General features: G+C 60.8%; 19 protein-coding genes. 8 read left to right on the forward strand and 11 right to left on the reverse strand.

Translation table 11 applies throughout. From position 1 onward, the window contains the following. Nucleotides 1-131: 131 nt before the first annotated feature. Nucleotides 132-341, reverse strand: a complete 210-nt coding sequence (locus C2U47_RS09070) for a hypothetical protein (RefSeq protein ID WP_080560358.1) — start codon at nucleotides 339-341, stop codon at nucleotides 132-134. Nucleotides 342-772: 431 nt separating this feature from the next. Next, a complete protein-coding gene (gene lexA / locus C2U47_RS09075) occupies nucleotides 773-1,399 on the reverse strand; it encodes a transcriptional repressor LexA (protein WP_010672444.1) in 627 nt (208 codons plus the stop codon). 204 nt (nucleotides 1,400-1,603) lie between these two features. Here lexA and plsB point away from each other — a divergent pair, with 204 nt between their 5' ends. Both plsB and C2U47_RS09085 read left to right on the forward strand, forming a co-directional pair. After that, nucleotides 1,604-4,027 carry a glycerol-3-phosphate 1-O-acyltransferase PlsB gene (gene plsB, locus C2U47_RS09080; protein ID WP_049636979.1) on the forward strand — a complete coding sequence of 808 codons (2,424 nt, stop codon included), beginning with the start codon at nucleotides 1,604-1,606 and terminating at the stop codon, nucleotides 4,025-4,027. Nucleotides 4,028-4,144: 117 nt separating this feature from the next. Beyond that, nucleotides 4,145-5,482: an IS4-like element ISAeme15 family transposase gene (locus tag C2U47_RS09085; protein ID WP_103261422.1), complete on the forward strand. Its 1,338-nt coding sequence runs from the start codon at nucleotides 4,145-4,147 to the stop codon at nucleotides 5,480-5,482. Nucleotides 5,483-5,532: 50 nt separating this feature from the next. Here C2U47_RS09085 and ubiA read toward each other — a convergent pair whose 3' ends face one another. Both ubiA and C2U47_RS09095 read right to left on the reverse strand, forming a co-directional pair. Next, on the reverse strand, nucleotides 5,533-6,396 hold the full coding sequence (gene ubiA / locus C2U47_RS09090) for a 4-hydroxybenzoate octaprenyltransferase (RefSeq protein ID WP_010672442.1): 864 nt from the start codon (nucleotides 6,394-6,396) through the stop codon (nucleotides 5,533-5,535). After that, nucleotides 6,393-6,944: a chorismate--pyruvate lyase family protein gene (locus tag C2U47_RS09095; RefSeq protein ID WP_029313450.1), complete on the reverse strand. Its 552-nt coding sequence runs from the start codon at nucleotides 6,942-6,944 to the stop codon at nucleotides 6,393-6,395. Before C2U47_RS09095 ends, ubiA begins: the two co-directional genes overlap by 4 nt. 145 nt (nucleotides 6,945-7,089) lie before the next feature. Between C2U47_RS09095 and C2U47_RS09100 the strand changes: the two genes are divergently transcribed. Further along, nucleotides 7,090-7,521, forward strand: coding sequence for a flagellar basal body-associated FliL family protein (locus C2U47_RS09100; protein ID WP_049636424.1), 432 nt, complete (start codon nucleotides 7,090-7,092; stop codon nucleotides 7,519-7,521). Nucleotides 7,522-7,577: 56 nt separating this feature from the next. Then, nucleotides 7,578-7,748 carry a hypothetical protein gene (locus C2U47_RS09105; protein ID WP_010672439.1) on the forward strand — a complete coding sequence of 57 codons (171 nt, stop codon included), beginning with the start codon at nucleotides 7,578-7,580 and terminating at the stop codon, nucleotides 7,746-7,748. 57 nt (nucleotides 7,749-7,805) lie between these two features. On the opposite strand, the gene C2U47_RS09110 is transcribed toward C2U47_RS09105, so the two are convergent. The 3 genes from C2U47_RS09110 to C2U47_RS09120 all read right to left on the reverse strand — a co-directional run bounded on the left by C2U47_RS09110 (nucleotide 7,806) and on the right by C2U47_RS09120 (nucleotide 9,724). Then, nucleotides 7,806-8,150 carry a DUF2799 domain-containing protein gene (locus C2U47_RS09110; RefSeq protein WP_080988608.1) on the reverse strand — a complete coding sequence of 115 codons (345 nt, stop codon included), beginning with the start codon at nucleotides 8,148-8,150 and terminating at the stop codon, nucleotides 7,806-7,808. A 162-nt stretch (nucleotides 8,151-8,312) separates the two neighbouring features. After that, nucleotides 8,313-8,435 (reverse strand): hypothetical protein, encoded by a 123-nt coding sequence (locus C2U47_RS23510; protein ID WP_010672437.1) that lies wholly within the window; start codon nucleotides 8,433-8,435, stop codon nucleotides 8,313-8,315. 266 nt (nucleotides 8,436-8,701) lie between these two features. After that, entirely contained in the window at nucleotides 8,702-9,724 is a 1,023-nt protein-coding gene (locus tag C2U47_RS09120; RefSeq protein WP_041212112.1) for a LacI family DNA-binding transcriptional regulator, read from the reverse strand. 252 nt (nucleotides 9,725-9,976) lie between these two features. On the opposite strand from C2U47_RS09120, the gene C2U47_RS09125 reads away from it, so the two are divergent. The 4 genes from C2U47_RS09125 to C2U47_RS09140 all read left to right on the forward strand — a co-directional run bounded on the left by C2U47_RS09125 (nucleotide 9,977) and on the right by C2U47_RS09140 (nucleotide 13,321). Continuing rightward, on the forward strand, nucleotides 9,977-10,420 hold the full coding sequence (locus C2U47_RS09125) for a PTS sugar transporter subunit IIA (RefSeq protein ID WP_049636423.1): 444 nt from the start codon (nucleotides 9,977-9,979) through the stop codon (nucleotides 10,418-10,420). 32 nt (nucleotides 10,421-10,452) lie between these two features. Then, nucleotides 10,453-10,740, forward strand: a complete 288-nt coding sequence (locus C2U47_RS09130; RefSeq protein ID WP_042879175.1) for a PTS sugar transporter subunit IIB — start codon at nucleotides 10,453-10,455, stop codon at nucleotides 10,738-10,740. Between the two features lie 59 nt (nucleotides 10,741-10,799). After that, nucleotides 10,800-12,056: a PTS ascorbate transporter subunit IIC gene (locus C2U47_RS09135; protein WP_010635518.1), complete on the forward strand. Its 1,257-nt coding sequence runs from the start codon at nucleotides 10,800-10,802 to the stop codon at nucleotides 12,054-12,056. Nucleotides 12,057-12,271: 215 nt separating this feature from the next. Continuing rightward, nucleotides 12,272-13,321, forward strand: coding sequence for a glycosyltransferase family 9 protein (locus C2U47_RS09140; RefSeq protein WP_080988606.1), 1,050 nt, complete (start codon nucleotides 12,272-12,274; stop codon nucleotides 13,319-13,321). 21 nt (nucleotides 13,322-13,342) lie between these two features. Here the strand turns inward: C2U47_RS09140 and C2U47_RS09145 are convergent, their stop codons facing one another. The 4 genes from C2U47_RS09145 to C2U47_RS09160 are packed head-to-tail and all read right to left on the reverse strand — an operon-like array spanning nucleotide 13,343 to nucleotide 16,077. Then, nucleotides 13,343-14,038, reverse strand: coding sequence for a glycosyltransferase family 32 protein (locus C2U47_RS09145; RefSeq protein ID WP_042879178.1), 696 nt, complete (start codon nucleotides 14,036-14,038; stop codon nucleotides 13,343-13,345). Further along, nucleotides 14,035-14,766, reverse strand: a complete 732-nt coding sequence (locus tag C2U47_RS09150; RefSeq protein ID WP_042864640.1) for a glycosyltransferase family 25 protein — start codon at nucleotides 14,764-14,766, stop codon at nucleotides 14,035-14,037. Before C2U47_RS09150 ends, C2U47_RS09145 begins: the two co-directional genes overlap by 4 nt. Then, on the reverse strand, nucleotides 14,747-15,340 hold the full coding sequence (locus C2U47_RS09155; RefSeq protein ID WP_141227157.1) for an O-antigen ligase family protein: 594 nt from the start codon (nucleotides 15,338-15,340) through the stop codon (nucleotides 14,747-14,749). The genes C2U47_RS09150 and C2U47_RS09155 overlap by 20 nt, the downstream gene beginning before the upstream one ends. After that, on the reverse strand, nucleotides 15,340-16,077 hold the full coding sequence (locus tag C2U47_RS09160; RefSeq protein ID WP_158657397.1) for a hypothetical protein: 738 nt from the start codon (nucleotides 16,075-16,077) through the stop codon (nucleotides 15,340-15,342). The genes C2U47_RS09155 and C2U47_RS09160 overlap by 1 nt, the downstream gene beginning before the upstream one ends. Between the last annotated feature and the right edge of the window lie 11 nt (nucleotides 16,078-16,088).

Consider the following 16,088-nt stretch of genomic DNA (forward strand, 5'->3'; position numbering starts at 1 on the left):
TAACCCGCCCACCCCCGCCGCTGGCTAGTCTTGCATCCCGGCGGGAAAGCGTCTGTGCCATGGATCAGCCGCATCGGCGCCAAAACAAGAGCCCCGCTCTGGCGGGGCTCTTGTCTGTACAGGAAGAGGGATCAGGGCCGCAGCCTGTGCTGCGGCTGGGCACGTCTCAGGGGGACGCGCAGCGGGATGACGGGGGCAGTCCAGGGCTCATCCGGCAATCCGATGTCGTGATGACGGCGAAACAGACGAACCAGGCGGACAATCTTGTCTTTGGGGCACCCAAGCCAGATGGTCCAACCATCTCCCTTGTGATAGACCCAGAGCGCATAGAACCATGTCATCCGACTGCCCTTGATGAATCGGGTGATGGAAGATGCGGGCGCTGCGGCCGGCACCGGATCCCACGGCGAGCTTGAAGCCATACCTGTCCTCCTTGCTCAACAGGTCACGCTGACGGGTCTCTTTGTCCCCAACGACGAACCAACCACGGCAGCGTACTGACTGTACGAGTCCCCAGTCTGAGGCGACTCTCCCTTCTGCGCACCGACTCGGCGATCATGCATCCCTGCCATGGCGTACTGCCCGGTGCGACTCCCCCTTCCCTGATCACCGACCATGACAGGGGCCTTATCAAAGGATATATCCGAAATGCATGTCGTGCGGCGAGACTGTGCGCACAGGAAGGAGAAGCGAAAAGGTGGGGAGGGAGATGCCATCGGCAGATGAAAATGAAGAGGCCTCCCGCAGGAGGCCTCTTCATCGCATCGGATACTTACATCCAGTCGGCGTTGCGGATCACGCCGACCGCCAGGCCCTCTATGGTGAGGTGCTGACTGGCGAGATCCACCTCAATGGGGGAGAGTTCTTCATTTTCCGGCAGCAGCCACACCTGGCTGCCCTTGCGCTGGAAGCGCTTGACGGTGACGTCCTCGTCCAGACGTGCTACCACGACCTGGCCGTTACGTACCTCCTGGGTCTTGTGTACCGCCAGCAGGTCCCCGTCCATGATGCCGATGTTCTTCATGCTCATGCCCTGCACCCGCAGCAGGAAATCTGCCCGCGGGTGGAACAGCGCGGGATCCACCTGGTAGTGGCTCTCGATGTGTTCCTGGGCCAGGATGGGTTCACCGGCCGCCACCTTGCCGATCAGCGGCAGGCCGTTTTCTTCAGGCTGTACGTCCTCTTCTTCGAGCAGCAGACGAATGCCACGGGACGTGCCCGGCATGATCTCGATGACCCCTTTTTTGGCCAGGGCCTTCAGATGTTCTTCGGCCGCGTTGGCCGACTTGAAGCCAAGCTTCTGGGCAATCTCGGCGCGAGTCGGCGGCATGCCGGTCTCGTTCATGTTCGCCTTGATGAGCTCGAGTACTTCAGCCTGGCGAGGGGTAAGGGGTTTCATAGCATGGGCACCTGTCTTTTTATACAGCACACTGGCAGTATATACAGTGCTGGGGCCAAGGCAAGGCGCAACTGGCATTTGTCGCGACCCGACGCACATTTGTCCCTCCCCCCGCCCTGAAGTGCCGACTCATCGTACCTCTCGGCGACAAGCAGTCGGTGATTTGCTATGCTCACGCCGCATTTTTTTGGAGAGCAGACGCACATGTCCCTTGGACAGAAGATTTCCAGAGCCATCCTGCAATGGCCGGTCAGCGGCTTGGTCAATCACAAGAGCCTGCCGGAAAACCCCATCACCGAGCTCAAGCTGGATCCGGCCAGACCCATCGTCTATGCCCTGAAGACCAGCTCGATCACCGACCTGATGACCCTGCAACAGTGCTGCGAGGATCTCGGCCTGCCCGGCCCCTTCACGCCGCTGGAGCTGAACGGTCAACTGCTGCCACGCTACGTCTGTCTGGATCGTCCGCCTCCCCTGTTCGGCACGCGCAACAAGCCACTCCCCTTCCTGCAGGAGTTCCACCAGCTGCTGGACCTGCACAAGCAGGATCCGGCGCTGGACATCCAGGTAGTACCCGTCACCCTGTTCTGGGGCCGCGCCCCGGGCCGGGAAGGCGAGGAGGCCTCCGGCTGGAACATCATCAGCAGCCTGGCGCCAAACCGCCTGAAGAAGGCGCTGATCGTGATCCTGAAAGGGCGCGAGAACCTGGTGCGCTTCTCCCCGCCCCTCTCCCTGCGCTACATGGCGGACAAGCACGGCACCGACGAGGCCATCGCCCACAAGCTGGCGCGGGTGGCCCGTACCCACTTCAGCCGCCAGCAGCTGGCAGCCACCGGGCCCAAGCTGCCGAACCGCAACCTGCTGTTCAAGCAACTGCTGGATTCGAGCGTGATCCAGCAGGCCATCGAGGAGGAGGCCAGACGGGAAGGGATCAGCCTGGAGAAGGCGCAAAAGCGTGCCCACGGCTACATGGACGAGATCGCCTCCAATTTCTCCTATCGGTTGATCCGCCTCGGGGAGAGTTTCCTCGGCTGGCTGTGGAACAAGCTCTATCGCGGCCTCTCGGTCAACGGAGCAGAGCAGGTGCGTCAGCTGGCCCAGGAAGGGCACGAGATCGTCTACGTCCCCTGCCATCGCAGCCACATGGATTACCTGCTGCTCTCCTACGTCATCTACCACCAGGGCATGGTGCCGCCCCACATCGCGGCGGGCATCAACCTCAACTTCTGGCCAGCAGGCCCCATCTTCCGCCACGGCGGAGCCTTCTTTATCCGCCGCACCTTCAAGGGCAATCCGCTCTACAGCACGGTATTCCGGGAGTACCTCAACCTGCTGTTTGCCAAGGGCTACTCGGTGGAGTTCTTCACCGAGGGCGGGCGTTCGCGTACCGGTCGCCTGCTGCCCCCCAAGACCGGCATGCTGGCCATGACCCTGCAGGCCATGATGCGCGGGCTGGACAGGCCGGTGACCCTGGTCCCCGTCTACCTCGGCTACGAGCACGTGATGGAGGTGAACACCTACCACAACGAACTCAAGGGGAGCCGCAAGGAGAAGGAGAGCTTCCTGCAGGTGCTCGGCATCCTGCGCAAGCTGCGCAACTATGGCCGTGGCTTCGTCAATTTCGGCGAACCGCTGACCCTCAACAGCTACCTCGGCGAACATGTACCCACCTGGAAGGAGAGCATCGGCCGGGAGGAACGTCCCGAGTGGATGTCCCCCACCGTCAACCAGCTGGCCGAGCTGCTGATGACCCGCATCAACGATGCCGCCGCCGTCAACGGCCTGACCCTGAGTGCCCTGGCCCTGCTGGCCGCCGAGCGCCACGCCCTGACCCGGGACGAACTCCAGGCCCAGCTCAACACCTATCTGGACCTGCTCAAGCAGGTGCCCTACAGCCCGCACAGCACCATGCCGGACGAGGACGCCAGGACCCTGCTGGAGCAGGCGATGGAGCTCAACAAGTTCGAGGTGAGCGAGGACAAGCTGGGCCAGATCATCAGCCTGGACCGCTATCAGGCGATCCTGCTCACCTACTACCGCAACAACATACTGCACCTGTTCGCCATGCCCTCCCTGGTGGCGGCCCTGATCGAGCGGTGCGAGGGGATCTCCCGCAGCGAGATCGTCGCCCGCTGTGTCGACATCTACCCCCTGCTCAAGACCGAACTCTTCCTGCGCTATGAAGAGGACGAGCTGCCTGAACTGATCGATGCCCTGCTGGCCGAGCTGTTACGCCAGCAACTGGTCGAGGCACGCGACGGCGGCTACTGGGTCAACCCCGGCAACCAGATGCGCCTGCTGCTCTTGGCCGAAAGCATCCAGGAGACGCTGCAACGCTACGCCATCGTGCTGACCCGCATGCTGGCCCAGCCCCACATCGAGGCGGAGCAGCTGGAAGCGGACGGTCTGATGATGGCGGAACGCCTCGGCACCCTGCACGGCATCAACGCCCCCGAGTTCTTCGACCAGAAGCTGTTCAGCACCCTGATCCACACCCTGCGCAGCGAAGGCTATCTGGATCCGGGCTGCAAACCGGATCTCGGCCGCTTCCAGGCATTGGCCGACAACATAGTGCCGCTGCTCAGCAACAAGATCCGCCGCACCATCCAGGCGGGCAACCGGCTCTGAGGCGTCGACACCCAACAAAAAGGCCGCATCATGCGCAATGCTGATCAGTTAAGGATCCATTGACCGATCCTTCTGCTGTAGGACAATCCGGAACCAATCACTGGTTCCGGATTTTTTATGTCTATTGCAAACGATCTGAACGATGTTGTTGAGGCATCTGGCGACATGCTGGCTCGGCTGGCCATTTTTGCCGACCATATTCCCGACGAATGGATTACTGCCGCTGCCGCCTTGTCTGAAAAGGCCACTATCCGCCGACGCCGCTTACCTTCTGATATGGTCTTGTGGCTCGTCGTGGGGATGGCCTTTTTCCGCAATGAGCCCATCTCCGAGGTCGCTCGGCGCCTCAACATCTGTGCAGAAGGGTTGGCCAATGATGCCTTGCTCGCGGACAGTGCCCTGTCTCAGGCCCGTCAGCGACTCGGCAAACAGCCGCTCGAGTGGCTGTTCAAACAGTGCGCCGATGTGTGGGGGCGGGAACGTTATCCTGAAGACCATTGGCACGGTTTACAGGTCTTTGCCATCGATGGGGCCCTGTTCCGAACCCAGGATATGCCTGAACTCAGAGCACATTTCGGCTCGGGTAACACCTCAACCAACCGGCAGACACCCTACCCGATGCTGCGGTTGGTCACGCTCATGAATGTCCGCTCGCATGTCATTGCCAACGCGGCCATCAGCCCGTACCGCAAAGGGGAAATCCCCCTGGCCAGCGAGTTCATTCACTCATTGCCGGACAAGTCAGTGACCCTGCTGGATAAAGGCTTCTTCGGTGCCGACCTGTTGCTGCGTATTCAGGCCGAAGACACCGACCGTCACTGGCTCATCCCGGAACGCAAGGGGCTGGTATACACGGAACTTGAGCGCTATGGCGACGGTGACCGTCTGTTGCAAATGACGGTCTCGCCTCAGGCTCGCAAGAAAAACCCGGCGTTGCCGACACACTGGCAAGTTCGCGCAGTGACCTATGAGGTGGCAGGCAAGGAGAAAACGGTCTTTACCTCCCTGCCCGTGGCGCGATTCAGTGCAGCTCAGGTGGCGACCCTGTACCACGAGCGCTGGGAAATCGAGCTGGGATACCGGGATATCAAAAGCGCGATGCAGCACAACGCCATCACGCTGAGAAGCAAGAAAGTGGACTTGGTCTATCAGGAGCTGTGGGGATTGCTGCTTGGATACAATCTGGTCAGGCGGGAGGCCAGCCAGGCCGCCATAGCCCATCAGCGAGCGCCCAATGAGGTGAGCTTTAAGTTTGCCTGTCAGTTCATCGCGAACCAGATGGCAGTGATGGCGGGCGCGTTATCGCCAGCCCATACGCCACGGAGGTTGGCGGAGTTGCGGGGCTGCATAGGCGTCATGTTCATAGAAAAACGCCCCAGGCCATCGAGACCCAGGGCGGTGAAGATATCAAAGACCCGTTTTCCGGTAAATCGCAATGCGGCTCCGCTTAAGTGAACAGCATTGCGCATCATGCGGCCTTTTTTTCATCAAGGAAGGGGGGCGGGTTAGAGGTAGTGAACCATCACCCCGAGCAGCACCAGCGCCCCCACGTAGTTGTTGTTGAGGAAGGCCTGGAAGCAGGCTTCCCGCTGCCGCTCCCGGATCAGTCGCTGCTGGTAGACGAACAGCGCCGCCGCCCCCAGCAGTCCCCAGTAATAACCTGACCCCAACCCCATCAGCTGCCCGACCCCCAGCAGGATCAGCAGGGTCGCCAGTTGCAGCGCGCCGATGATCCGCTTGTCGTGACGGCCGAACAGGATGGCGCTCGATTTCAGGCCGAGCTTGAGGTCGTCATCCCTGTCCACCATGGCGTACTCGGTGTCATAGGCGATGGTCCACAGCAGGTTGGCAAGAAACAACAGCCAGGCTTCCGGCGGCAGGGCATTGGCCTGAGCCGCGTAGGCCATGGGAATGGACCAGGAGAAGGCCATGCCGAGCACCAGTTGAGGGATGGGGATGAAGCGCTTCATGAAGGGGTAGCAGACTGCCAGCAGCAGGCCGGCAAAGGACAGGCTGATGGTGAGCGGGTTCAACGTCAGCACCAGGGCGAACGAGAGAAGCGCCAGCACGGCGAACAGCACCAGCACTTCCCGCTCGGCGACCCGCCCCATGGGCAGCGGTCGCCCGGCGGTGCGTTTGACATGACCGTCGAAGTTGCGATCCGCATAGTCATTGATGACACAGCCGGCGGAGCGCATCAGGAAGACGCCCACCACGAACACGGTCAGGATCCAGGGGTCAGGCAGGCCACCAGCCGCCAGACAGAGCGCCCACAGGGTCGGCCACAGCAGCAGCAGGGTACCGATGGGCTTGTCGATGCGGGCCAACTGCGCATAGGCCAGTCCCCGCTCCTTGGTTAACAGCTTCACTCCAGCTCCTTATCCGATGGCAACGAATGAGACGATAGCGAGGGCAGGAAAAGTTCATGGACCAGCAGTGGCCATTGCCCCAGAAACAGGCGGGAACGACGCCCCCAGACGGTGGCGGCCGGACACCAGGGATTGCTCGCTATCTCGAAACAGGCCAGTTGCAGGTGATCCCGCCGCGCCGGTGCATCACCGAAAATGCGCTCTCCCAGCGGCTGCTCTCCCAGATCCTGCAAACCGCCCCCCTGCAAGGCCGCTTCGGCAAACAGGGTCCAACCCAGGATGGCAGGCCCGCCATCACCGTGCAGGATCACCTCGCGGCACATGCCCACGGGGGCCGACACCGCCACCAGCGCCTGCTCGTCCACCGTCAGCGACACGGCGCGATTGCCGAGCAGTTGCACCGAGAGGTGATGATTGTAACGACGCAGGCGCCGGGTCATGGAATCGGCCTCCAGCAACCAGGGACGCAGCGCCTCGGGCGGTTCGCACTCTGCAGGCGCCCGCCACGGGACGAGCTGGACGAGGGGAACAGTCAACTCGGACTTCACAGCTTCACCATCCGGAGATTTCCGTTGTCAGGTTAAAAACCGGTTTATTATCCGTAAATCAATGGCGAATTGTAAGAACATCCGTGCTTGACGGCCCCGATGGCAGCATCAAAAATGGGGCATCCGTCGCTGCCGAGCCATCCAGATGAAGATCTTCAGAATTCTGCTGCTGTCCCTGGGGTGTACCCTCTTGAATACACAGGCCTTCGCCAATGAGGAAGAGACCACCGATCCCGCCTCCTCCGCCGTCCAGCCGGGATTCGCCTATCACGCTCTGGATCCGGACATCATCACCAACTACCTTGGCGACGGCAAAACCCTCGGCTATGTACGGGTGACGGTAGAGCTGATGGCCACGGACGCTGCCGACCTCAAGTTGCTGGAGCAGCACGACCCCCTGATCCGCGACGCCATCATCCGGCTGATTGGCAGCAAGACGGGCGCACAGATCAAGTCCCTGGTGAACCGGGAAGAGCTGCGCAAGGAGTGTGAGGCCAAGGTCAACGAACTGCTGGTCAAGGAGACGGGCAAGAAGGCGGTCCGCGAGCTCATCTTCACCAAATACCTGTACCAGTAACCACACCGGGAGGGGTCCTGCCCCTCTCACCCGTTGCATTCACTGTCGAGGACGTCATGGGTCACAAGACGCTGTGTGAGTGGCGCCGTCACGAGATCCCCGCCGATCTCAAGACGCTGCGCAAGATTGTGCGCAAACCCAAATTCGTGTGTGGCAAGTGTGCCCGCAGCGCCAATGACAAGGATTACCTGTGCCAGCCGCTGCGGCTGAAACATAAGGAAGGGTAGGTCCCTCTTCTCACGAAGAGGTTCACGCAAGATTTCAGAAGAGAGAGGAAGGCTGATTTATTGATCAGTCCAGCCATGGCGACCCTGTTCCAACAGGCGACGGGCCTGCACGTCGTTGGGACAAACGCCGCGATACTCCTCTCCCGACCGTCCTGCCAGATAGAGATGCTCGGGTCGGCAATACCAGGCCAGCCCCTTCTGGCGACCCAGCTCCCAAAGAGCAACGTCCACTTTTTCCCCGCACTGGGTCTGGTGAAAAGCCACCCGATCGCCAGCAAAACCGAGCTTGCCGTCCGCCTCTCCCACGTCGCTCCACACCTTCTCGCAAGGGTCGTCGGAGTTGGAAACACAGCCCCCGAGCAGGGCGGCACAAAACATGATGACGAGTGAGCGCATATTCATCCTTGGCGTCGTTGGAATCGTTGTTGAGCCGCTGCCTGCCTCGTACAGCGTCATTTGAGCAGTTCATTCTAACCAGCCCGCCCCGTTCTCACCAAGGGCTGCCCCCCTCGCCACACAAAAAATCGGGCGGGCACCAGGCCCGCCCTCAGGCGTTACAGGGAGTCACTGATCGTCGAGAGGGTCATAGTCCTGCCAGCTCTCGTCATCCAGCTCCTCCAGCTCGTCTTCCCAGGATTCCGGCTCCCAGTCATCATCGAGATCGAAATCAGGCGTCTGCGTACCCATGCTCATTCTCCTTGGATAGTGCACCGGCCTACAAAGTCTATCCAGAATAATGGTGCTCGCCAGTGGTTCCGCTCAGAGCTTGACCAGGGTGCAGCCAGCCACCTGGAGTCATGGCTCCGGTGGCATCCACGCTCTGCGTCAACCCGGTTGACAGACCGGGCGAACACGTCGGCTGGCAGTGCCCGCGCAGGGCGACGGTGCACCGACCTGGCCTTCGGTCACAACGCCTTGAACATGCTTGCCTCGCCCTGTCGTGGCATCGCTCGTCAGGTGCTCTGGCGCTTTTGCAATTGAAAATCCAGGGCGAGGCTCATGCCGGCCACCTCCTCGCCCGCCAGTTGGCGCAGGATCAGCTCCGCCGCCTCCCTGCCCATCTGGTGATAGGGGATCCTGACCGAAGTCAGCGCAGGATGACAGGCGCGCGCCACATCCAGATCGTCGAAACCGGCGATGGCGAGCTTGCCCGGCACGCTCAGATGGCGGCGCTGGCATTCGAACAGCACCCCGGCCGCCAGCTCGTCGTTGACGCAGATCAGCGCATCCAGTTCGGGCCAGCGCAGCAGAAACTCCCCCAGCATGGCCGCCCCCGTGCTGAAACTCGGCAGCTCAGAGGTATTGATGATGGCGTCCGGAGAGAGGTAGTTGTCCAGCAGCGCCTTCTGCCAGCCCTGCATGCGCTGCTGCAGCATCCACTGCTCCTGGCGGGCACAGAGAAAGCCGATGTTGCGATGACCGCGCTCGATGAGGTGGCGGGTCAGCTGATAACCGGCATCGAAGTTGGAGACCCCGACGTTCATGTCGATGGGATGGCGCGCCATGGCTCCCACCTCCACCACCGGCAAGCGGGCCGCCTGCAGGCGCTGCCGGATGACCTCCCCGGGATCCCCCCCAAACAACACCACGGCGGCCGGATTGTGCTGCAGGAAATTGCTGAGCAGGCTGGCCTCCTGCTGCTTCAGGTGCTGGGCATCCCCCAGCATGATCTGATAGCCCTCGGCGAGCAGGGTCTGCTGCAGCCCGGCAATCATGTCACCGCAGGCACGCTCCGCCAGGCTGGGGACGATGACCACTATGGTCTGGGAAGTGGCGGAAGCCAGCGCCCCCGCCGCCCGATTGGGGATATAGCCGAGTTCATCCACCGCCGCCTCGATGCGCTCGCGCATCTTGTCGGACACCAGCTCGGGGGTGCGCAGGGCGCGCGACACCGTCATGGCTCCCACGCCAGCCAACTGGGCCACGTCGTTGAGGGTCACCCGACCCGTGCTGCGGCGTTTTTTCGCTTCTGACATCCTTTCCCTTCCTCGGCATGCGGACATTCACTTTAAGGCAAAAGCGGGGCACTGACTATTTGCTCAAACCGGATTTTACCTTCTTTGAGGCCGATAAGGGGCAGGATGAATCCCTTCTGTGAGAGAAATGATAGCGCTATCACAGATCGATGTTAGCGCTATCTGGTAGCGCTAACTTTCGCGATCAAGCTCACAGTTATCAAAGGGCAAGATCGCTAGATTGGCGCCATCCTATCCAGTCCGGACACTACCATGCTGACCCAATTGCTGACCGAGGAGGTCATTTCCATCGAAGCGGGCGCCCGCGACTGGCGCCACGCCATCGAGCTGGCCACCGCCCCCCTGCTGGCCAACGGCACCATAGAGCCCTCCTATGTGGCGGCGCTCTATCGCTCCCACGAGGAGCTCGGCCCCTACTACGTGCTGGGACCGGGCCTGGCCATGCCCCACGCCCGCCCGGACGACGGCGTCAACCGGTTGGGACTGGCGCTGACCGTGCTGAAGGAGGGGGTCAACTTCGGCTCCGAGGGCAACGACCCGGTCCGGCTGCTGGTCACCCTGGCCGCCAGCGACAGCAACTCCCACGTGGAGACCATCGCCCAGCTGGCCGAACTGTTCATGAATGAAGAAGACGTGGCGGCCATCATGACGGCCACCAGCAAAGACGACATCTTGCGCATCCTGGCGCGTTATTGAGTGGCGCCCTGCGCCCGACAGAGGAAGAGAACATGAAGATTCTGGTTGTATGCGGACACGGCCTGGGCACCAGCCTGATGATGGAGATGAGCATCAAGAGCATTCTCAAGGAGCTGGCCGTGACGGCCGAGGTGGATCACCGGGATCTCGCCTCCGCCGGCAGCGAGAGCGCCGAGATCTTTGTCGCCACCCGCGACATCGCCGAACAGCTGGTCAGCATGGGCGTCAACGGCCGGCTGGTCTCGCTGGACAACATGGTCGACAAGGCCGCCATGAAAGAAAAACTCGCCATCGCCCTGCGCGAGCTGGGCGCACTCTAACCCCTTTCAACTGTCTGGGCGGCTGGTGAGCCGCCGCTTCCATCTGCTTGGAGCTGACCATGGAATTTTTCAATTTTCTGATGTTTGACGTGCTGTCGGAGCCGGCCGTGCTGGTTGGCCTCATCGCCCTCATCGGCCTGATCGCCCAGAAGAAACCGGTGACCGAGTGCATCAAGGGCACGGTCAAGACCATCATGGGCTTCGTCATCCTGGGGGCTGGCGCCACCCTGGTGGTGAACTCGCTGGGCGACTTCGCCACCATCTTCCAGCACGCCTTCGGCATCAAGGGGGTCGTCCCCAACAACGAGGCGATCGTCTCCATCGCCCAGCAGTCATTCGGCAAGGAGATGGCGATGATCATGTTCTTCGCCATGCTGGTGAACATCCTGATCGCCCGGCTCACCCCGTGGAAATTCATCTTCCTGACCGGTCACCACACCCTGTTCATGTCGATGATGGTGGCAGCCATCCTCTCCGCCGGCGGCATGAGCGGCATCCCGCTCATCGCGGTGGGCAGCCTGGTGGTCGGCGTCACCATGGTGCTGTTCCCGGCCCTCGCCCACCCCTACATGAAGCAGATCACCGGCTCCGATGACGTGGCACTCGGCCACTTCTCCACCTGCTCCTACGTGCTGGCCGGCTGGATCGGCGCCAAATTCGGCAACAAGGCCCACAGCAGCGAAGAGGTGCAGGTGCCCAAGAGCCTGCTGTTCCTGCGCGATACCCCGGTGGCCATCTCCTTCACCATGGGCATCATCTTCCTTATCACCTCCCTGTTTGCCGGTGCGGATTACGTATCGGAAGTCGCCAAGGGCAAGCACTGGTTCATGTTCTCCCTGATGCAGTCCATCACCTTCGCCGCCGGGGTCTACGTGATCCTGCAGGGGGTGCGGATGGTCATCGCCGAAATCGTGCCGGCTTTCAAGGGGATCTCCGACAAGCTGGTGCCCAACGCCAAGCCGGCGCTGGACTGCCCCATCGTCTTCCCCTACGCCCCCAATGCGGTGCTGATCGGCTTCCTGTCGAGCTTCGCCGCCGGTCTGGTGGGCATGGTGCTGCTCTACCTGCTGGGGCTCACCGTCATCATTCCAGGCGTCGTGCCGCACTTCTTTGTCGGTGCGGCGGCCGGGGTGTTCGGCAATGCCACCGGCGGTCGTCGCGGCGCTCTACTCGGTGCCTTCGCCAACGGCCTGCTGATCACCTTCCTGCCGGTGTTCCTGCTGCCGGTGCTGGGGGATCTCGGCTTTGCCAACACCACCTTCAGCGATGCCGACTTCGGCGTGGTGGGGATCCTGCTCGGCCTCATCGTACGCTGATCACTCTTGCCCATCGGGGGCATGGCCGACGGTGCCATGCCCCCGCTCATCTTCCCGCACTGCCAGCCGGGCCCCACCAGCCCGAACAACGTCGAAAATATGTGCAAACACAGTGCGTTGGATCGGATTTTCACCCCATAGCGGCAGCATCTGACAGGGGAGTGCGATATGCTGATGCGCTGACGTTCAACCCGACCTCGCTCGAGGCCCTTTCCATGAAATACCTGGTAGTACAAACCAAACAGATAGGAGATGTGCTGATCTCCACCGCACTGTGCAACAACCTCAAGCAGCACGACCCTGCCGGGGAAGTTCACTATCTGGTCATGGATTACTGCGCGGGCATGGCAGAGGGAAACCCCAACATCGATCGATTGATCGTCATCGAGAAGGCGCGCCGCAACGAGTGGCGCTACATGAAGGATTTGCTGCTGGGCATTCGCCGCGAGCGCTACGATGTGGTGATCAACAGCCAGGGCCAGATGATAGGTCTGCTCACCTGCCTCATCTCCGGCGCCCGCCTGCGGATCGGCTTCGACTCCTTCCCATGGCGCCTGGGCCACAACCGCATCGTGCGCTTTCGCCATGACACCGAGCATCAGGGCAACAGCACCCTGGTGGACGACCGGTTTTCACTGCTCAAGCCCCTCGGCCTCGCCAGGGAGGATCGCAACTACTATCTCTGGCTCAGCGACGAGGAGAAACAACGGGGGCGCGAGACCCTGCTGGCCGCTGGCGTCGACCCGACCCGGCCACTCATCGCCATGGGAGTGAACTCCCTCGGGCATTACAAGCGCTGGCCCATCGACTGCTTCGCCAAGATCGCCCAGTGGCTCATCGAGGAGCACAATGCCCAGATCCTGGTCTATTGCGGACCGGGGGAAGAGGAGTACAACCGGGGGCTGAAGCCGCTGCTGCCAGAGGCGTTGCAGGCCAGCGTGTTTGACCATGTTCAGACCCGCTCGGTACGGGAGCTGGTGGGGCTCTTCGCCCATTGCCAGCTTTTCGTCGGCAACGACACAGGCCCACGGCATATGGCGCAGGCGCTGGATATCCCCCTGCTCACCATCGTCTCTCCCCTCGGACACTCCGCCATTGCCAATCCCGTCTCTCATCCCCGTTATCGCTTCGTCGACACGGGTCGCCAAGATCCGCAGCAGGAAGTGCGCGAGGTACAAATGCAGCTGGATCAGCTCTGGAGTCAAGTCACTCCTGTCACCGGCAAGCAGGCAGATGGAGACACGGCTCCCCTGCCCACTGTCTAGCACGGTGATGCCATATCGCCATCATTTGCGCAGGCGGAAGAACTCCTTCTGCCATTCATAGAGATACCCTGACCAGCCTTTGGCCTTGGCACGCAGGAACACAAGACCGGATGAGCGTTTCCAGCTGTGCTGGAACCAGTGCGTCATGTAGCGCTCTGCCGCCGGCTCGAAATGAATCGCCTCCCCCTGGTAGTTGTAGAAATAGTGCACGGGGGCGATCAGGGCGGTATCCCCTGATGATGCCAGCTTCTCCGAGACCAGGTGTGTCATGATCTCCGGCCCCATGTACATGGGAGAGGACATGATCTCCTGTTCATAGAAGCGCACCAGCTCGGACAGCATGGCCGAATCCTGTCTGGCGTAGATGACCGCGGTGCCGATCAGCCGATCGGATTCGTAGCCAACGCCAAAGGCCACGGACTCGAAGAGCGGGAAGGGATCCTGGTTGATGGTGACATCGGTATCCAGATACAGACCCCCTTCCTGAGCGAGGATCTTGAGCCGCAGATAATCGGTCACGAAGGCCAGCAGGCCTCGCCGGTAGCACTCCCGGGCAAAGGTGCACTCCTGTATCCAGCGTTTGACCTGCGGATCCGTGTCCAGCCACAGCTTGTAGCTGTAACCCTGCTTGCGCCAGTCATCGATGCACACGTGCGCCAAAGGAGGCAAGCGGCTGCCGAGCCAGATGGCGTGAATGGTTCTGCTGGTCGTACTCATGCCTTGCCCCCCGCCTGTTTCATGTTCCACAGGGCCATCCTGACGAAGCGGTAGAAGCGATAGAGTTCACGGGTCAACTTGAATCCCAGCGGAACTTTCTTCAGCACGACCTGATTCTGGATGTCGCTGCCCATGTCCCGCGGACTGTAGATGGCATAGGGAATCAGGCCGGTACAGATGAGCCCGGTGCGATAGGACTCACCGATGAAGTTGTCGACCGAACAGAGCCACCGCTGGCTGTGGGCCAGCAACCGGCGGGCCCCTTGGGGAGAGATGCTGTATCCCGTGGTCCAGCACGAGTTGTTGTGCCAGAACATGAGCTGCATGTTGTCCACTGTAGTCAGGGCCGTGGCGGTACCGATCTGGGGTTCCACCTTCACGTACTCGTACTGTTCGTGGATCTTCGGCAGGGTACCCACCACCTCTTCAAAATACTGGGTGGGCAGGAAATCGTCTTCCAGGATGAGGATGGGCTCGTCGAGCTCGACACACTTCTCCCACAGCAGATAGTGGCTGGCATAGCACCCCTTTTCCCCGGGCGTCAGCGGTCTGCTGCGAAACCGGATCCTGTGCTGATCATCCGGCAGGGCCTGCAGCCGCTCGGGCAGCCCCTCAAAACCGTTCACTGCGCTGAAAAATTCGAAGGGGATGCCTCTGGCAGAGAGCACAGACTCGACACGACTGCGCCGCTCGACGGCCCTGTCCAGACTAATGACGTAAATTTTCATGACCTTCCTTTCCAAGCCTGTTCAGTTCCCAATGCAATGCGGTCGAGTAGATGGCGCCCATGAAGACGCTGAATACCCACTGCCCGGAACGCATGTAGAAGAATGATTCGAAGTTGTTGATGATGAGCCAATAGAGGATGAAGGAGATGGCCAGCATCTTGATGAAACGGGACGAAACCGGACAGCACAGCACCTGGCGGAGCACCGAGAAAAGTGTGCCATACAACACCAGGAAACCGGCTACCCCCCAGCACACCAGTGTTTCCATGTTGGAGTTGTGCAGGTGACGAAACTCCCGGGTAATGTAGTCAGGCAGCGTCTTGGAGAGGGTGATCACCAACGACTGGCTGCCATAGCCTGTCCCGAAGAAGGGGTGAGCCAGGAACCACTGGATGGCCTCCAACCAGGTCTTCAATCGCACACCGATGCTGAAGTCCCGTACCTCGTTCCAGTTACCCGTCAGGATGGCATGCACATCCCCCTGATGCACGAAGCCGGCCAGCAACCGCTCCCGGATGAACGAAACCTGATACAGCGCCAGCATGGTCATCAGCAAGATGGCGTAGGTCAACACTACCTTGCGCCTTGGCCAATGCTCTCCTCCCCCAGCAAGGGGAGGATGGCCAGCGAAGCCGAGATCGCCAGCCAGGACTGACGGGACTGCAGAATGACGGAGAAGACCCCGAACAACAGGATACCAAGCAGAATCCCGGCATTGCCCAGCGACAGCTTCCTGAATTTCGATGTAAGCAACAAGAGCACAAAAAACAGGAAGCAGGCACCCGCGATCAGGGAGCCGTGCTGGGCATTGCGGTAATTGAAATCTACCCTGGCCCCATCAAGACCTGTCTCCACGATGGAGAAGAAGGAGGAGTGATAGGCAAAGGTGAAAATGACACCGAGGCAGAAGGTCAGCAGGGTGATGACGATGCGGCGCGGGTCCCCCTTCAGCCAGTAGGCGAGACCAAGGAAGAAGAAGAGGTATGCCATCGACTTCACAGAAGGGTATTTGAGGGCATAGTCGGGCACGAACTGTCTGGATGCGACCCAGCTCAGGCTCTGTACCACCAGGGCCAGACAGAGCAGTTGAAAGATCCTGTTCCTTGTAAAGAAGGCCCTCTCCACATAGAAGGCCATCAGGGTGGCCAACACTATGATGGTCTGGCAGACGTCGGCGATCAGCTGAATCGAATCCTTGAACAGGGTGTAACCCAGAATATTCAGGAAGATGAAGTTGCCGAACGCCTGGCCGTGAAAAATGCGGAGAAAATAGTCACTCGTCGATGAGTCATGATCTGTCATACGGAGCAAGGTGTATTCCC

The organism is Aeromonas sp. ASNIH7 (genome assembly GCF_002903485.1).
Taxonomy (GTDB): Bacteria; Pseudomonadota; Gammaproteobacteria; order Enterobacterales; family Aeromonadaceae; genus Aeromonas; species Aeromonas caviae.